The sequence below is a fragment of the Streptomyces sp. LS-MS-L19 genome (assembly GCF_058382285.1).
In genome coordinates this window covers 3,366,770-3,383,636 of sequence record NZ_JBYCLL010000001.1, presented here as the reverse complement: position 1 = coordinate 3,383,636, position 16,867 = coordinate 3,366,770, and the positions used below count along the sequence as shown (strand labels likewise).

The following is a 16,867-nucleotide window of genomic DNA, read 5'->3' as shown; positions in this document are numbered from 1 at the left end:
GGATGGAGGCATAACCTGACAGTTTCCGTCAGGTTATGCCCCCATGGGTTTCCCTGGTTCTTGTGGATCAGACCGTGCGCCGCGGCCGCCGCTGCGACCACCAGAGCCCGGCCGTGCCCGCCGTCATCAGCGCCGCGCCCGCGGCCCCGAGAGGCAGCAGGTCACGTCCCACACCGGTCTTCGGCAACTCGCCCGGGGTGTCCCCGCCAGGTGCCACCGGCTTGTTGTCGGTGCCCAGCAGCAGCGGGGTGGCCGGGGCGTTCGGCGACGGGTTCGTCGTACCGAACGGAACCGGTCCCTGCTGCCAGAACGTCTTCTTCCCGTCGCTGGTCTGCACCGGCAGGCAGATCTTTCCGGTCTTGCCGAGATCGAATGTCGCGTCGACGGCGTACGACTTCGACTTACCGGCCGCGAGATTGTCGATGGGGCAGGCGAAACCGCTGTTCGAACCCTCCGGCAGATCCTTTTCTTCGATCGGAGAGCAGCCTTGAACGTTTTTGACCGTCATGCCGTCGAATCCGACGACCAAAAGCCTGATCTTTCCGCTGTCCTTGCTCCCGTCGTTCTTCACGGAGGCCGTGAGATCGGTCTTCTGCGAGCTGTTGTCGACAGAGATCGTGCCGGGCAGTGTGGTCGTCAGCTCCACACCGGCCGGCGCCTTGTCAACGGCCTTTCCCCCCTTGCTGCTTGCGGGTCCCTCGTCCGCGCTCGCGGTGAAGGACAGGATCATCACCGTCGAGAAGGATGCCGTGACCAGCGATCCGGCGATGGTCGTCATACGACGAGAACTCATGTTCGTCCCCCTTGGCTGCGCCTGAATTCGCAGTACTTGAAGAGGTACCACAAGATTTCTCCGCACTATGCTGGTACGGCGCGAAGTGTGACCATTGTGTTCCACTCGGGACATCGTTGAGGGGGTGCAGCGGATTGCCGGGGAATACGGGAGACACGGGAAATGCGAGGCGCGGCGGAGTTCCAGGGCTCCTGGTGACGGGGCGTTATCGCCTGGTCGAGAGTATCGGCCAGGGGGGAATGGGGCGGGTGTGGCGAGCCGCCGACGAGATGCTCGACCGGCAGGTCGCGGTCAAGGAGATGCGGATCGACGGCCTCGACGCGGAGGACACCCGCACCCGCCGTGAACGCACCCTGCGCGAGGCCAGGGCGACGGCACGGATCGACCACCCGAACGTCGTACGGGTCTACGACGTGGTGGACGAGGGGGAACGCCTGTGGATCGTCATGGAGTTGGTCAAGGGCCGCTCCCTGGAACGGATGATGGTGGAGGACGGCCCGCTGGACCCGCGCGCGACGGCCCTGCTCGGTCTCGGCCTGGTGGAGGCGCTGCGCCAGGTGCACGCGCGGGGGGTGCTGCACCGGGACATCAAACCGGGGAACGTCCTGGTGGAGTCCGGCTCCCGGACCGGCCGCCGGATCGTCCTCACGGACTTCGGCATCGCGGCGATGCAGGACGCCAAGGCGCTCACCATGGTCGGCATGCTCGTCGGCTCGCCCGACTACATGGCGCCCGAGCGGGTCTCGGGCCGCCCCCAGGGGCCGCCGTCGGACATCTGGTCCCTCGGCGCGACGCTCTGCGCGGCCCTGGGCGGCCGCTCCCCCTTCTCCCGCGACACCACGTTGGCGACCTTGCACGCGGTCCTCTACGAGGAGCCCGAACTCCCCGCCGCGGCAGGCCCGTTGACCGACATCCTGGCGGCCCTCCTGGAGAAGGACCCGTCGATACGGCCGGGCCTGGACGAGGTCGAATCGGCCCTCCACACGGTCGCGTTCCCGGCCCCTACGCCGACACTGCGGGTGGGTCCGGCGGAGGCCACGGAAACGACGGAGCCGAGCACGGGGACATTGGGCATTCCTGGGACTGCGGGGGCTCCAGGAACACCGGGTGTTTCCAACACGGGCGCCGGACCGGACGGGGCGGACGAGTCGGGTGACGAAGCCGGGCCCTCGGACACGCCAGGCGCCGCGCCGGACCCGGCGGACGAGTCTGCGGTGACACCGACGCGGCCGTGGGCTCCGCGGGAGTCGCCGACGCCGGCTTATCTGGAGCCGCGCATCGTGCGGGCGGTGCGGGACCCGCGGGTGCCGGAGCCGGCGACCGGCCCCGAGCCGGCCGTACCGGAACAGCCGGGTGAAGCCGCCGAGGCGGAACCGTCGGACGCCGTACCGGCCGCCTTCGCGGGTGTGAGTGCCGCCGGTGAGGGAGGCACGGAGCCATCGCCGGAGCCGACGGCACAGCCAGGCGCGGAGGCGGGTCCGGCGGTCGAGAACTCTCCCTCTCCTCAGGCGGTGACCGAACAGCCAGAACTGTCGGCCCCCGCGGAGCGCTCCGCAGGGTCCGAGCCGTCCGCTTCGGACGAGCCGCCCACCCACGCGGAACCGTCCGTACCCCCAGGGCGCACCCCCGTCGAACCGCCCCCCTCCAGCGGGCCGCTCGCCCCGGCCGGGCACGGGGCCAGTGCGTCCTCCGAGGCGCTGTCCGAGGAGCGCTCGGAGGTCAGGTCCGAGGCGCCGTCCGGGAACTCCGTGGGGGCCGCGCTCCGGGCCGGGGCCACCACGACCAGTACGCCCCTCGCGAGCGCTCCCACCCAGGACTCCCTCTCCGCGGGCGCCCCCACCGAGCACTACCCCATGCCGGACGCGCCGACCCGGGACACCCCCACCCGCGCGGCCTCCGCTCCCACCCGTATCGGCCCGGCCCCCCGCTCCCGCCCCGGCGTCTCCCTGATCCGTGGCCATCAGCCCGTACCCGACCGGCACCAGGGCGAGGACCCCGCCCCGGCCCCCGCGGGCGGCAGCGGCAACTCCGCCGTCCGTACCGAGACCCCCGGCACCGACACCCACCCCCTCACCGGCCCCGACCCCGCTCCGGCCCTCGTCCTCGGTCCGCACCCTCACCGCGTGCCCCCCGAGGAACCCCCCGGCGAAGGCGAACTCCCGGGCCCCGCCCGCCCCGCTCGCCCCGCCACCCCCCACCGCCCCCGCCGCCGTACCGCCCTCGTCGCCGCCGGAACCGTCGTCACCGCGGCCGGCATCGTGGTCGCGGTCATCCTCGCCACCACCTCCGGCTCACCCGGCGACGACAAGGCGGACGGCTCCCCGTCGAGTTCGGCCTCCGCCTCCGTCGCCGAACCCGGCGCCTCCACCCCCGGCGGCACCCCCTCCTCCACCGTCGAGGGCACCTCCCGCCCCCGCTCCCTCCCACCCGGCGCACACGAGGAGGCCGGAGGCTTCGCGTGGGCGACCCCCACCGGCTGGCGGCGGGACGTGAAGACCGGAGCCGAGGTCCACTACACCTCGCCCGACGGCAAGCAGGAACTCGCCGCCAAGTCCTCCCTGGCGAGGGGCGACCTGATGGAGACCTGGGAGACCTCCGAGCAGAACGCCCACCAGGGCCAGGACTACCAAAAGATCCGCCTGGAGGAGACGACGTTCCGCGATCACCCCGCCGTCGTCTGGGAGTACACCTTCACCCTCGGCGGCGTCCCCTGGCACGCCCGGCTGCTCGGCTTCAACGTGGGCGACAAGTCGTACCAGATCAACACCTGGTACCAGCCGGAGACCGAGACGCAGGCCCTCAAGACGTACGAGAGGGTGAAGGACAGCTTCACGGTCCTGTGAGCAGACACGGCAAGGGCCCCGCGGCACACGCCACGGGGCCCTTCACAACCGTCCGAGAGGTCAGCCGACGGAGACCTTGTCCGTCACCTCACCCGCCGACGCGGACGCCGAACGCCCGCCGCCGGCCTTCTCCTTCACCACGGCGATGACCAGCACCACCGCGGCGACGAGCAGCGACAGCAGCACGGTCTCCCGCCCGTCGTGCTCCGTGTCGGTCAGCATGTACCCGAGGACGAACACGATCAACGCGGCCGTCGCCCAGGTCAGATACGGGTACAGCCACATCCGCACGACCAGCTTCTCCGGCGCCTCGGCCTGGATGATCTTCCGCATCCGCAGCTGCGAGAAGCAGATGACCAGCCACACGAACAGGGCCACCGCACCGGAGGAGTTGACGAGGAACAGGAAGATCTTGTCGGGGGAGAGGTAGTTGAAGAAGACGGCGACGAAGCCGAACACCACCGACGCGAGGATCGCGGCCATCGGCACCCCCCGCCCGTTGACCCGCGCGAACGCCTTCGGCGCGTCGCCCCGCTCACCGAGCGAGAAGGCCATCCGGGAGGCCGTGTAGAGACCGGAGTTGAGACAGGACAGCACCGAGGTCAGCACGATGAAGTTCATGATCTGACCGGCGTGCGCGATACCGAGGGAGTCGAGGGCCGCGACGTAGGAGCCGTCGTCCTGGATGGACTTGGAGTCCCACGGGATCAGCGTGACGACGACGAAGATGGACCCCAGGTAGAAGACCGCGATCCGCCAGATGATGCTGTTGGTCGACTTGGTCACGGCCCGCTGCGGGTCCTCCGACTCACCGGCCGCGAGAGTCGCGATCTCGCTGCCCATGAAGGAGAAGACGACGAGCAGGACGCCGGTGAGGATGGCGCCGGGCCCGTTGGGCAGGAAGCCGCCATGGCCGGTGAGGTTGGAGAAGGACGCCTGGTCGGTGTCGACCCCGGGGAGCACGCCGAACACCGCGAGCAGTCCGACGACGATGAAGGCGCCGATGGCCACGACCTTGATCCCGGCGAACCAGAACTCGAACTCGCCGTAGGACCCGACCGACACCAGGTTGGTGGCGGTCAGCACCACCATCACGATCAGCGCCCACCCCCACTGCGGTACGGCGGGTATCCACCCTTCGAGGATCTTGGCGCCGGCGGTCGCCTCGACGGCGAGCACGACGACCCAGAAGAACCAGTACAGCCAGCCGATGGAGAACCCGGCCCAGCGCCCGAGCGCCCGGTCGGCGTGCGCGGAGAACGAGCCGGAGGTGGGGTTGGCGGCCGACATCTCACCGAGCATCCGCATCACCAGCACCACGAGCGTGCCGACGAGCGCGTACGACAGCAGGATGCCGGGTCCGGCGGTGGCGATACCGGAGCTGGAGCCCACGAAGAGGCCCGCGCCGATGACTCCGCCGATGGCGATCATCGAGAGGTGGCGGTTCTTGAGTCCGGCCTGGAGACCAGTCATACGGGGAATTCCTTCGTGCCGGGGTGGGGGGATCCCGTACGAGCGGGGTACGGGTCGGTCCAGTGAATCGGAGGTAAAGGAATTCCTGAACCTTTGAATCCAGATCGTTACTTGAGGTTTCCTTGAGGTTCCATTGTCAGGGTCACATTTTTCCTGCCTGACACCCGGGGCTGCTGCCCCGAAACAGCCGTGTCACACTCGTTCCATGCGCGTGTATCTCGGCTCCGACCATGCGGGCTTCGAACTCAAGAACCACCTCGTCGACTGGCTCAAGGAGGCCGGCCACGACGTGGTCGACTGCGGCCCCCACATCTATGACGCCCAGGACGACTACCCGCCGTTCTGCCTGCGCGCCGCCGAGCGCACGGCGGCCGACCCCGACGCCCTCGGCGTCGTGATCGGCGGCTCCGGCAACGGCGAGCAGATCGCGGCGAACAAGGTCAAGGGCGTCCGCGCCTCACTCGCCTGGAGCGAGGAGACCGCGTCGCTGGGCCGCCAGCACAACAACGCCAACGTGGTGGCGGTGGGGGCGCGCATGCACACGCAGGAGGAGGCGACCAAGTTCGTCGAGACCTTCCTCGCGACCCCGTTCTCCGGCGACGAACGCCACCAGCGCCGCATCGACATGCTGTCGGCGTACGAGACGACGGGCGACCTGCCGCCGATCCCGGCACACCACCCTCAGCAGTAGCCTCCGGCGGTGGGGCGGCAGGGGTCGTCGTCCGGGTGCGGGTGAGCGGGGGCTGGTCGCGCAGTTCCCCGCGCCCCTGGGTAGGTCACCTGCGCGAAATCCAGCCCCTCCGGCGTTTGAGGAGCGGGGGTGCGGGGGCTGGCCCCCGCGACGGGGGTCGAAGGGGGCGGCGCCCCCTGGTGATGGGACGGGTAGGGGCGGCGGGGGCGAGAAGATCCGCCCGCACCCCCACCCGCAAACGAACTAGGAGCCACCGTGCCCGAGGGCCACACGATCCACCGGCTGGCCCAGGACTACGGCGCCGCGTTCCAGGGGACGAAACCCCACGTCACCAGCCCCCAGGGCAAGTTCTCCGACGCCGCCGAACTCCTCACCGGCTCGGAACTCACCCACACCGAAGCCCACGGCAAGCACCTCTTCCTCGGCTTCCGCGCCACCGACTGGATCCACATCCATCTCGGCCTCTTCGGCAAGGTCACCTTCGGCCCCGCCCCCGCACCCCCACCCACCGACACCGTCCGCCTCCGCCTGGCGAACAGCACGGCGTACGTGGACCTCCGCGGCCCCACCACCTGCGCCCTGATCACCCCCACCGAGAAGCAGTCGATACACGACCGTCTCGGCCCCGACCCCCTCCGCGCCGACACCGACGCCGACCCGCGGGCGGCGTACCGGAGGATCTCCCGCAGCCGTACGACGATCGCCGCCCTCCTGATGGACCAGAAGGTCATCGCGGGCGTCGGCAACGTCTACCGCGCCGAGGTCCTCTTCCGGCACCGCATCGACCCCTACCGGGCCGGCAAGGACATCACGCCCACCGAGTGGGACGTGATCTGGACCGACCTCGTCGACCTCATGCGCGAGGGCGTCAGGAACAACCGCATCGACACCGTCCGCCCCGAACACACCCCGGAGGCGATGGGCCGCCCGCCGCGCGTGGACGACCACGGCGGCGAGGTCTACGTGTACCGCAGGGCCAACCTGCCCTGTCACATCTGTGGCGGCGAGATCCGCACCGCCGATCTCGCCGCCCGCAACCTCTTCTGGTGCCCTACCTGCCAGAAACCCTGAGCCGGAAGCCGGAAGCCGGAAGCCGGAAGCCGGAAGCCGGAAGCCGGAAGCCGGTCGCCCGGGCCGCGCACCGGCGCCCCCCGGAGGCCTCAGAAGCCGTGCGGCAGCCAGGGCGCCACGACCGACCCGAACCCCACCGACGCCTCCGCCAGCGCCCCCTGCCGCTGCTCCCGCACCAGCCCGGCCCCGGCCAGCGAGGCGAGGCTCACGCCCCCGAGATACGCCGCCCCCAACTCCCGTACGGACAGCGAGAGATCGGCCGAGTCCGTCGTACGCTCGCACGACGCGCCCTTGGTGTCCCCGCTGAGCCGCCAACGCCCCGCGTTCCAGGGGCAGAAGGCGTCCTCGACCTCCAACACCACGTCCACCGGCGCCTGATAGGTCCGCGCCTGAAGCGCGGCGCCCACGTCCACCAGCCGTACGTGCAGCGAGTCCCGCACCAGCACCGAGCAGCGCCGGATGTCGGAGACGAGGTACTGCCAGGCCTCGTCGACGGGTCGGCGCCGGACGTCGATCCGGGAGGTCAGGTCGAGGTCGAACAGGAACCGCCACAGCGCGGCGTGCCCGGCCGGATCCAGCGCCTCCAGGTCGGAGACGACCACCGTGCCCTTGGGTCCGGCCGCCTCCCAGTCCGCCTTGACCCGGTACCGCACGTACCCCACGACCTCGCCGTCCCGCTCCGCGACCACGCACTGCAACGGTGAGGCGCCGCCCCGGTCGCTCTCCGGGTCCAGCACCCACATCCGCTCCCAGCCGGGGATCCGCGCCACCATCCCGGGCCGCCGGGGCACGAGTTGGGCGTACACGGCCTCGCAGGCGTCCAGCACGTCGGCGGGCTCCGCGTACCGCAGCCGTACGTCGTCGGTGCCGGGCGGCACGGACAGCCGGACCCGGCCCGTGTCGATGTCCGCGTTCACCTGGTAGGTGCCGATGCCGTACCCGAAGCGGCCGTAGATCACCGGCTCGGAGGCCGTGAGCACGGCCAGTGGTTCGCCCCAGGAGCGCACGTCGTCCAGCTGGCGCCGCATCATCGAGGTCAGCACCCCGCGCCGCCGGTGGGTGCCGGCGACGCCGACCATGGTCACGCCGGCCGCGGCCACGGCGGCCCCGCCCGGCACGGTCAGCCGGAAGCTGAACGCCCCCGCAGTGCCCACGCACCGGCCGCCGTCCCAGACGCCGATGGACCGGTCCTCCTCCGTGAGCTCACGGAACAGCTCCCGTTCCTCGGCCGACTCCGGAACCCCGCCGAAGGCGCGGATCAGGCTGTCGTACCACTCGTCCCATTCGTCCTGCCGAAGCACCCGCAAGTCAGTCCCCATGACCCATGCCTACCAGGGCGTTGCGGGACGGGCGAGGGAATTTCCTCTTGGCGGCGGCGCGACGGCCGTCCGTGAAGTTCACTGTGAAGTTGAGCCTCGGACGGGGGACAAGTGGGACCTCCCGTGCCAAGCAGCTGGTTCGATGGATAGGGTCCCGAACTAATGGCAGTAGGACGAGAGCGGCGCGCGGAAGCCGAGACGTTCACGGCCCGGTTGAAGATGCAGTGGCACCGGGCCCGCGTCGGGCTGCGCAGAAGTGCCGTGGACTACTTCCGCGGCGACGGCTCGGACTGGGTGGCGCTCGCAGGTCTCCTCCTGACCGTGCCCCTGATCTCGGCCGTCACTCTCATGAACTCCGTGTGGTGCTCACCGGCCGCGCTGGTCCTGCCGATCGTGGCGGGCGGCCTGCTGCTGCGCCCGGCGAGCCTGCTCGGCCTGTACGCGGCGGCGGCGACCGCGCTGATCGTGGAGTCGGTGCAGCTGGGGCCGTACACCGAGGGGCCGTCCCGGGTCACGCCCGGCGTGGTCCTGGTGGTGGCCGCCTGTGGTTTCTTCGGTCTGCTCATCGCCCAGTTCCGCAGCCGCGTCGGGGTGCCCTGGCGGCGCGGCGGCACCATGCTGTTCGACCTGCGCGAGCGCATCCGGGTGCAGAGCAAGTTGCCGACGCTGCCCCAGGGTTGGCACCGGGAGATGGCGCTGCGGCCCGCGGGCGGGCAGTCGTTCTCCGGCGACTTCGTGGTCGCGGCCCGGACCAACGGCGGCCGGACCCTGGAGGTCGTGCTGACCGACGTGTCCGGCAAGGGCATGGACGCCGGCTCGCGCGCGCTGCTGCTCTCGGGCGCCTTCGGCGGACTGCTGGGCTCCCTGCCCCCGCACGCCTTCCTGCCCGCCGCCAACGGCTACCTCCTGCGCCAGGACTGGGACGAGGGGTTCGCGACCTCGATCCACCTGGTCCTGGACCTGGACTCCGGTGACTACGAGCTCTACTCGGCCGGTCATCCGCCGGGCCTCCAGCTCAGCGCCGGCAGCGGACGCTGGGAGGAGAAGGCCGCCGAGGGGCCCCTGCTCGGGGTGTACGACGGTGCCCAGTTCGACCCCGTGAAGGGCTCGCTGCGCCCCGGTGACGTCCTGATGCTCTTCACCGACGGCCTGGTGGAGACGTCCGACCGGGACATAGTGGAGGGCATCGACCGCCTGACCGGGGAGGCCGACCGGTATGTGGCGGGCGGTTTCCACGGCGCCGCCTGGCACCTGATCGAGGCCGTCGCGAAGGACGTCAACGACGACCGGGCGCTGCTCCTGATCTCCCGCGAGGGCCCGACGGCCCAGGGGCTGCCGCGGTAGGCGCCCGTCCGCCGACGGACGGGCTCACCGCGCCGGGACACACTGGACGAGTGAACCCACTGACGCTCGCCGAAGTAGAGGCCACCGCCCGCGCCGCCCACGAGGGCCAGACCGACAAGGCCGGACGGCCGTACGCCGAACACCTCCGGGCCGTCGCCGAGGGCGTCCGCGCGCGGGGCGGCGACGACGAGCAGATCGCGGCGGCCTGGCTGCACGACTCCGTCGAGGACGACGCCCTGTCCGCCCGGTGGCTCGAGGAGGCCGCGCTGAGCCGCCGTACGAAGGACATCGTGCTCGCCGTCACCAAGCGGGCCGGAGAGCCGCCCGAGGCGTACGCCGGGCGCATCCTCGCCACCCCCGGCGCGCTGCTGGTGAAGGAGGCCGACCTGGCCCACAACGCGGACCCGGGCCGCCTCGCGGTCCTCGACGAGGAGACGCGGACACGACTGGCCGAGAAGTACGCGAGGATGCGCGCGCTTCTCGGTCTGGCCGCGGCTGACTGACTAGGCGTTGACCTTCTCGCGGGGCGCGGCGGCCTTCTCCGGCGCGCGCCCCTTGTCCGGCTCGGCCGCCTCGCGCCGGAACGCCCAGCCCATGTCGGGCTCCATGACGCACCGGAAGACCCGGCGCACCGGCGCGGTGCACAACAGGGTGACGGCGATCGCGGCGAGGGCGCTCACGAAGAGCTCACCGGCCGGCCGGTGCAGCCAGGCGTGGTCGAACCAGCCCGCGAAACCGGCGCCCTTGATCAGGAAGCCGTGCAGCAGATAGCCGTAGAGCGTGCCCGCGCCGAGTGTGGTGAACCACATCCGCCGACCCGGCACCCAGGCGAAGAAGCAGGCCGTCAGCAGCAGCGAACTGCCGAACATGGCCAGCACCATGACCGGTCCCGTCCACCAGGGCGCGCCCATCTCCTGGACGGCGTTGCGGTGGTAGAACCACTCGGTGTCCATGCGCGGCACCGCCCACCAGCCGACGGCGAGGGCGGCCGCGAACACCGGCACCGCCGCGATCCGCACCGAGCGCCGGCGCACCATCCGGAAGTGCTCCGGCTTCATGACCAGGCCCAGCACGAAGTACGGCAGGAACTGGAGCACCCGCTGGAGGTCCAGGTCGTCACCGATGTCCGGGGTCACGGAGGCGAGCATCGCGATGCCGAGCGCGAGGGGCAGCGGCCACCGCACCAGCTTCCAGATCGGCGTGGTCAGCCGCCAGATGAACAGGGCCACCAGGAACCAGGTGAGGAACCACGGGTCCAGGAGGCTGATCTCCATGCCGGGGTCGTGGTCGGCGTAGCGCTTGAAGAGGGAGTACGCCGTCTCGAAGACGATGTACGGCACCGCGACACCGGTGACGAGCCGCCTCAGCCGGTCCGGGCGCATGTCGAAACTGCGCGAGAAGAAGCCGGAGATGAGGATGAACGCCGGCATGTGGAACGAGTACACGACCGTGTACACGCCCTCCAGGATCCGGCTGTCGCCCTTGAGCGGCTCCCAGGAGTGCGCGACCGCCACCAGGACGATCGCCAGGTACTTGGCGTTGTCGAAGAAGGCGTCGCGTGGCTTGGCGGCTTGAAACATCTGAGGGACCCTAGCCGCGGCTGTGCGTTTCCGTAAAACCGGCTGTTTGATGGCCCGTTGTTCACTTCTGCGGCGACTTCAACATGCCTGGATTGTCCGGATCAATCCCCCTCAAGTGCCACATGAGCACGCCCACTGCACACCTGTGCCGGTGATTCGAATTCCCTGCGAACGGGGTGTGCGGGCACGGGGGATGAGGACCGAAAGGAACCGGCCAGGGACTGCGGGGCGTGTATCGACATGGGCAAACGTTGCCTCACCGGCCGCATATGCGGGCCGCGTTGGTGGCACGATGGTTCTGGCGGGGGTCGCGGGGTCGCGTCCCCGGGCCGGGAGAGCGGACCGACCGAGGGTGTGATCAGTTGTGGCCATTTCGCTGTCAGTGGTGCTGCTGTTGGGGATCATCCTGGTGGTGTTGATGCGGGGAGGCTCCATCAAGGCCGGCCCCGCCATAGTCGCGGTGCTCTTCGGCTTCTTCCTCGCCTCGACCGGCATGGCCGACGACATCCAACGCTTCCTGGACTCGATAGCGGACACCATCAACTCGATCCAGTTCTAGGTCCCCCACAGCCCGTGATCTCGCGGATCGACAGCAAGGGGGGGCACGGGTCTCGCCTGTCGAGTGCCCGGCGTCGCTTCGGCCGAGGGAGGACGTGATCGAGGCTCGCGCCCACCGCGGTCAACGCGCCCAGGAGCAACAAGGCGATGGCTGCGCTGCGCACAGAGGGGTGACCCGAGGTCTCGGAAACGATCAGGGCCAGGTCGGAGGAGTGATCCTCCGGCCTGGCCCTGAGCCGTCTGGAGCGGGCGACGGGAATCGAACCCGCGTAGCTAGTTTGGAAGACTAGGGCTCTACCATTGAGCTACGCCCGCACAGCACACGCCACGGATCACTCCCCGGCGGCACGCAAGCATCGTAGCGGGTCGTCACGCCTTGTCGCACACCCCTTCCGCCTCGGACGCGGATGTGCCCGCCGCGGCGCTCGCGAAATGCGGTAACCCCGCTGCCTGCGGCCATGTACCCTACGTGTCGCACCAGACGGGGTGTGGCGCAGCTTGGTAGCGCGTCCGCTTTGGGAGCGGAAGGCCGTGGGTTCAAATCCCGCCACCCCGACCACCTGCGCGATCACCTCGCGCGACCGTACTCAGTGATCGCCTTTGGGGCGTGTCGCCGCTGCCGTTACTATGCAAGCTGCACGCCCGTGTGCCTCATCCACTGGATCTCCTCTGGAAGTCCTCCGGGCGGCGAATCCGCCGGAGCCGCTCTGGCTCCGGCAGAAACCAAGAAGTCAGCCCCCAAGGAGACCGAACCGTGAAGAGCGCCGTGGAGACCCTGAACCCGACCCGGGTTCGGCTCAGCATCGAGGTGCCCTTCGAGGAGCTCAAGGACAGCCTCGACGCGGCGTACAAGAAGATCAACCAGCAGGTCACGGTGAAGGGCTTCCGGAAGGGCAAGATCCCGGCGCGCGTCATCGACCAGCGGTTCGGCCGCGGTGCGGTGCTGGAGGAGGCCGTCAACGACGCGCTGCCGAAGTTCTACACCGAGGCGGTCAACGAGGCCGAGATCGACGTCCTGGGCCAGCCCGAGGTCGACATCACCGAGCTGAAGGACGGCGAGACGCTGAACTTCACCGCCGAGGTCGACGTCCGCCCGACCATCGAGATCCCGGACTACTCCGGCATCGAGGTCGAGGTCGACGCGGTCGAGGTCACCGACGAGGACATCGAGAAGTCGGTCGAGCAGCTCCGTGAGCGCTTCGCCTCGACCTCCCCGGTCGAGCGGGCCGCCGAGGACGGCGACGTCGTCACCATCGACCTGGAGGCCAAGGTCGACGGCGAGGTGCTGGAGGACGGCGTCGCGAGCGGCGTCTCCTACACCATCGGCTCCGGCGAGCTCCTCGACGGCATCGACGACGCCGTGAAGGGCCTGGAGGCCGGTGGCGAGGCCACCTTCACCTCCGAGCTCAAGGGCGGCTCGGCGGCCGGCAAGGAGGCCGAGGTCACCGTCAAGGTCACCCAGGTCGCCGCCCGCGAACTGCCCGAGCTGGACGACGAGTTCGCGCAGCTCGCCTCCGAGTTCGACACGCTGGAGGAGCTGAGGGCGGACAGCCGCAAGCGCCTCGAGAACATGAAGCAGTACGACCAGGCCACCCAGGCCCAGGAGCGTGTCCTGGAGAAGCTCCTGGAGCTCGTGGAGGTGCCCGTCCCCGAGAAGCTCCTCGAGGACGAGATCAACACCCGCAAGCACAACCTGGAGCACCACCAGCTCGGCCAGATGGGCCTCGACCTCGAGAAGTACCTCGAGATCCAGGGCAAGACCGCCGAGGAGTTCGACACCGAGACCAAGGACGCCGCGGTCAAGGGCATCAAGACCCAGTTCGTCCTGGACGAGCTCGTCAAGCGCGAGAAGCTGAACGTCAACCAGGAGGAGCTCACCGAGCACCTCATGCGCCGCGCGGCCTCCTCCGGCATGTCCCCCGACCAGTTCGCCCAGGCGGTCGTCGAGGGCGGCCAGGTTCCGCTGCTCGTCGGCGAGGTCGCCCGCGGCAAGGCCCTGGCCGTCGTGGTCGAGGCCGCCACGGTCAAGGACACCAACGGCGAGGTCATCGACCTGGACGACGACGAGGACGAGACCGCCGAGACGGTCGAGGCCACCTCCGAGGAGACCCCGGCCGAGGACAAGGGCGAGGACAAGACCGAGGCCTGATCGCCTACGGCGCCTCGAATGTCGTACGACGGGCCCTGGGAGCGTATGCACCCAGGGCCCGTCGGCCTACCCGCCGCGGTCTCTACGCCCCCGGCGAACAGCCCTCCATCCGGGATTCCCCGAAGGGACCAGCGCGTTAGGGTCCCTTGATAGGGAAACGTAAGACGGCCCGGCGCCGTCGTAAGACGAGCAGGTGGATACGTGACGAATCTGATGCCCTCCGCCGCCGGCGAGCCTTCCATCGGCGGTGGCCTCGGCGACCATGTCTACAACCGGCTGCTCAACGAGCGGATCATCTTCCTCGGCCAGCCGGTCGACGACGACATCGCCAACAAGATCACCGCACAGCTGCTGCTCCTTGCCGCCGACCCCGACAAGGACATCTACCTCTACATCAACAGCCCCGGCGGATCGATCACGGCCGGCATGGCGATCTACGACACCATGCAGTACATCAAGAACGACGTGGTGACCATCGCCATGGGCCTCGCCGCCTCCATGGGCCAGTTCCTGCTCAGCGCCGGCACCCCCGGCAAGCGCTTCGCGCTGCCGAACGCCGAGATCCTGATCCACCAGCCGTCCGCCGGCCTCGCCGGCTCGGCCTCGGACATCAAGATCCACGCCGAGCGGCTGCTGCACACCAAGAAGCGCATGGCCGAGCTCACCTCGCAGCACACCGGCCAGACGATCGAGCAGATCACCCGCGACTCGGACCGCGACCGCTGGTTCGACGCCTTCGAGGCCAAGGAGTACGGCCTCATCGACGACGTGATCGCCACGGCCGCCGGCATGCCGGGCGGCGGCGGCACCGGGGCCTGAGCCCCATGCGGGACCTGAGCCCCACCGCGGGGCCCGAAACGCCCCGCACAGCCCCCAGCCGACCGTCACAGCCCCTAGGAGACAGACAGTGAACGACTTCCCCGGCAGCGGCCTCTACGCCCGCACCGAGGCCGAGTACACCGGCCCGCGGGCCGAGTCCCGGTACGTGATCCCCCGCTTCGTCGAGCGCACCTCGCAGGGCATCCGCGAGTACGACCCGTACGCGAAGCTCTTCGAGGAGCGCGTGATCTTCCTCGGCGTGCAGATCGACGACGCCTCCGCCAACGACGTCATGGCACAGCTGCTGTGCCTGGAGTCGATGGACCCCGACCGGGACATCTCGGTCTACATCAACAGCCCCGGCGGCTCCTTCACGGCGCTGACCGCGATCTACGACACGATGCAGTTCGTGAAGCCGGACATCCAGACGGTCTGCATGGGCCAGGCGGCCTCCGCCGCCGCGATCCTGCTGGCCGCCGGCACGCCCGGCAAGCGCATGGCGCTGCCCAACGCGCGTGTGCTGATCCACCAGCCGTACAGCGAGACCGGCCGCGGCCAGGTCTCCGACCTGGAGATCGCCGCCAACGAGATCCTCCGGATGCGCTCGCAGCTGGAGGAGATGCTGGCCAAGCACTCCACCACGCCGATCGAGAAGATCCGCGAGGACATCGAGCGCGACAAGATCCTCACGGCCGAGGACGCGCTGGCGTACGGCCTGGTCGACCAGATCATCTCCACCCGGAAGATGAACAACGCCGCAGTCCGCTAGGCGGACCCCGTAGGATATGCCGCCCCTTGGCACCGTGCACGTCAAAGTGAACCCTGCCAAGGGGGGCCCGAACGGGGGGCCCGGCAAGGTACCGTCGGACATAAGGCAGCACCAGGAGCCGCTGGACCTAGGCGTCTCCCAGGCGAAGGGGAAGCACACCGTGGCACGCATCGGTGACGGCGGCGATCTGCTCAAGTGCTCGTTCTGCGGCAAGAGCCAGAAGCAGGTCAAGAAGCTCATCGCAGGGCCTGGTGTGTACATCTGCGACGAGTGCATCGATCTCTGCAACGAGATCATCGAGGAGGAGCTCGCCGAGACGAGCGAGGTGCGCTGGGAGGAACTCCCCAAGCCCCGCGAGATCTACGAGTTCCTCGAGGGCTATGTGGTGGGCCAGGAGGCGGCCAAGAAGGCTCTCTCCGTGGCGGTGTACAACCACTACAAGCGTGTCCAGGCCGGCGAGAACGGCGGCGCGAGCGGCCGTGACGACGCGATCGAGCTCGCGAAGTCCAACATCCTCCTGCTGGGCCCCACGGGCTCCGGCAAGACCCTCCTCGCCCAGACCCTGGCCCGCATGCTGAACGTCCCGTTCGCGATCGCGGACGCCACCGCGCTCACCGAGGCGGGCTACGTCGGCGAGGACGTCGAGAACATCCTGCTGAAGCTGATCCAGGCGGCCGACTACGACGTCAAGAAGGCCGAGACCGGGATCATCTACATCGACGAGATCGACAAGGTCGCGCGGAAGAGTGAAAACCCGTCGATCACGCGTGACGTGAGCGGCGAGGGCGTGCAGCAGGCCCTGCTGAAGATCCTGGAGGGCACCACGGCCTCCGTCCCGCCGCAGGGCGGACGCAAGCACCCGCACCAGGAGTTCATCCAGATCGACACGACGAACGTCCTGTTCATCGTGGGCGGTGCCTTCGCCGGTCTGGAGAAGCTGATCGAGTCCCGCGCGGGCGCCAAGGGCATCGGCTTCGGCGCCACGATCCGCTCCAAGCGCGAGCTGGAGGCCAAGGACCAGTTCGAGGACGTCATGCCCGAGGACCTGGTCAAGTTCGGCATGATCCCCGAGTTCATCGGCCGCCTCCCCGTCATCACCAGCGTGCACAACCTCGACCGCGAGGCGCTCCTCCAGATCCTGGTCGAGCCGCGCAACGCGCTGGTGAAGCAGTACCAGCGCCTCTTCGAACTCGACGGTGTGGAGCTGGACTTCGAGCGCGAGGCGCTGGAGGCCATCGCCGACCAGGCCATCCTCCGCCAGACCGGCGCGCGCGGCCTGCGCGCCATCATGGAGGAGGTCCTCCAGGGCGTCATGTACGAGATCCCGTCCCGCAAGGACGTGGCCCGTGTCGTCATCACCGCGGACGTCGTCCACTCCAACGTCAACCCGACCCTCATCCCGCGGGACGCCCGCGGCCGGGGTTCGGGCGAGCAGAAGACGGCGTAGCACCGCACGCA

14 protein-coding genes and 2 tRNA genes are annotated in these 16,867 nt (G+C 69.6%); 11 read left to right on the top strand and 5 right to left on the bottom strand.

Annotation, left to right across the window (positions count from 1 at the left end):
• Nucleotides 1–67: 67 nt before the first annotated feature.
• Complete coding sequence (locus AC2XR2_RS14915) at nucleotides 68–793, bottom strand: hypothetical protein (RefSeq protein ID WP_491518454.1); 726 nt, start codon at nucleotides 791–793, stop codon at nucleotides 68–70.
• A 248-nt stretch (nucleotides 794–1,041) separates the two neighbouring features.
• Between AC2XR2_RS14915 and AC2XR2_RS14910 the strand changes: the two genes are divergently transcribed.
• Nucleotides 1,042–3,636: a protein kinase domain-containing protein gene (locus AC2XR2_RS14910; protein WP_491515275.1), complete on the top strand. Its 2,595-nt coding sequence runs from the start codon at nucleotides 1,042–1,044 to the stop codon at nucleotides 3,634–3,636.
• A gap of 60 nt (nucleotides 3,637–3,696) precedes the next feature.
• Here AC2XR2_RS14910 and AC2XR2_RS14905 read toward each other — a convergent pair whose 3' ends face one another.
• Nucleotides 3,697–5,109, bottom strand: coding sequence for an amino acid permease (locus AC2XR2_RS14905; protein WP_449351295.1), 1,413 nt, complete (start codon nucleotides 5,107–5,109; stop codon nucleotides 3,697–3,699).
• Nucleotides 5,110–5,314: 205 nt separating this feature from the next.
• Here AC2XR2_RS14905 and AC2XR2_RS14900 point away from each other — a divergent pair, with 205 nt between their 5' ends.
• Together AC2XR2_RS14900 and AC2XR2_RS14895 are read left to right on the top strand one after the other, a co-directional pair.
• Nucleotides 5,315–5,800: a ribose-5-phosphate isomerase gene (locus tag AC2XR2_RS14900; RefSeq protein ID WP_330266929.1), complete on the top strand. Its 486-nt coding sequence runs from the start codon at nucleotides 5,315–5,317 to the stop codon at nucleotides 5,798–5,800.
• A 255-nt stretch (nucleotides 5,801–6,055) separates the two neighbouring features.
• Entirely contained in the window at nucleotides 6,056–6,871 is an 816-nt protein-coding gene (locus tag AC2XR2_RS14895; protein ID WP_491515274.1) for an Fpg/Nei family DNA glycosylase, read from the top strand.
• Nucleotides 6,872–6,960: 89 nt separating this feature from the next.
• On the opposite strand, the gene AC2XR2_RS14890 is transcribed toward AC2XR2_RS14895, so the two are convergent.
• The gene (locus AC2XR2_RS14890) at nucleotides 6,961–8,190 is read right to left on the bottom strand and encodes a GNAT family N-acetyltransferase (RefSeq protein ID WP_491515273.1); all 1,230 of its coding nucleotides are present in this window, start codon (nucleotides 8,188–8,190) and stop codon (nucleotides 6,961–6,963) included.
• A 162-nt stretch (nucleotides 8,191–8,352) separates the two neighbouring features.
• Here AC2XR2_RS14890 and AC2XR2_RS14885 point away from each other — a divergent pair, with 162 nt between their 5' ends.
• Together AC2XR2_RS14885 and AC2XR2_RS14880 are read left to right on the top strand one after the other, a co-directional pair.
• Nucleotides 8,353–9,534 (top strand): PP2C family protein-serine/threonine phosphatase, encoded by a 1,182-nt coding sequence (locus AC2XR2_RS14885; RefSeq protein WP_330266932.1) that lies wholly within the window; start codon nucleotides 8,353–8,355, stop codon nucleotides 9,532–9,534.
• Nucleotides 9,535–9,584: 50 nt separating this feature from the next.
• Nucleotides 9,585–10,037, top strand: a complete 453-nt coding sequence (locus AC2XR2_RS14880) for an HD domain-containing protein (RefSeq protein ID WP_491515272.1) — start codon at nucleotides 9,585–9,587, stop codon at nucleotides 10,035–10,037.
• Here AC2XR2_RS14880 and AC2XR2_RS14875 read toward each other — a convergent pair whose 3' ends face one another.
• Nucleotides 10,038–11,114 carry an acyltransferase family protein gene (locus tag AC2XR2_RS14875; RefSeq protein WP_491515271.1) on the bottom strand — a complete coding sequence of 359 codons (1,077 nt, stop codon included), beginning with the start codon at nucleotides 11,112–11,114 and terminating at the stop codon, nucleotides 10,038–10,040.
• A 364-nt stretch (nucleotides 11,115–11,478) separates the two neighbouring features.
• Between AC2XR2_RS14875 and AC2XR2_RS14870 the strand changes: the two genes are divergently transcribed.
• Nucleotides 11,479–11,673, top strand: a complete 195-nt coding sequence (locus AC2XR2_RS14870) for a hypothetical protein (RefSeq protein WP_020136157.1) — start codon at nucleotides 11,479–11,481, stop codon at nucleotides 11,671–11,673.
• A 240-nt stretch (nucleotides 11,674–11,913) separates the two neighbouring features.
• On the opposite strand, the gene AC2XR2_RS14865 is transcribed toward AC2XR2_RS14870, so the two are convergent.
• Nucleotides 11,914–11,987: transfer RNA gene (locus AC2XR2_RS14865), tRNA-Gly, on the bottom strand.
• A gap of 167 nt (nucleotides 11,988–12,154) precedes the next feature.
• On the opposite strand from AC2XR2_RS14865, the gene AC2XR2_RS14860 reads away from it, so the two are divergent.
• The 5 genes from AC2XR2_RS14860 (at nucleotide 12,155) to clpX (ending at nucleotide 16,856) form a co-directional block, all read left to right on the top strand.
• Nucleotides 12,155–12,231, top strand: a tRNA-Pro gene (locus tag AC2XR2_RS14860).
• A gap of 195 nt (nucleotides 12,232–12,426) precedes the next feature.
• Nucleotides 12,427–13,821, top strand: a complete 1,395-nt coding sequence (gene tig / locus AC2XR2_RS14855) for a trigger factor (protein ID WP_381299955.1) — start codon at nucleotides 12,427–12,429, stop codon at nucleotides 13,819–13,821.
• A gap of 213 nt (nucleotides 13,822–14,034) precedes the next feature.
• Nucleotides 14,035–14,640 (top strand): ATP-dependent Clp protease proteolytic subunit, encoded by a 606-nt coding sequence (locus tag AC2XR2_RS14850; RefSeq protein WP_053846476.1) that lies wholly within the window; start codon nucleotides 14,035–14,037, stop codon nucleotides 14,638–14,640.
• Between the two features lie 88 nt (nucleotides 14,641–14,728).
• Nucleotides 14,729–15,409, top strand: coding sequence for an ATP-dependent Clp protease proteolytic subunit (locus tag AC2XR2_RS14845; protein WP_046586779.1), 681 nt, complete (start codon nucleotides 14,729–14,731; stop codon nucleotides 15,407–15,409).
• A gap of 160 nt (nucleotides 15,410–15,569) precedes the next feature.
• Entirely contained in the window at nucleotides 15,570–16,856 is a 1,287-nt protein-coding gene (gene clpX / locus AC2XR2_RS14840) for an ATP-dependent Clp protease ATP-binding subunit ClpX (RefSeq protein WP_062027566.1), read from the top strand.
• The last annotated feature ends 11 nt before the right edge of the window (nucleotides 16,857–16,867 follow it).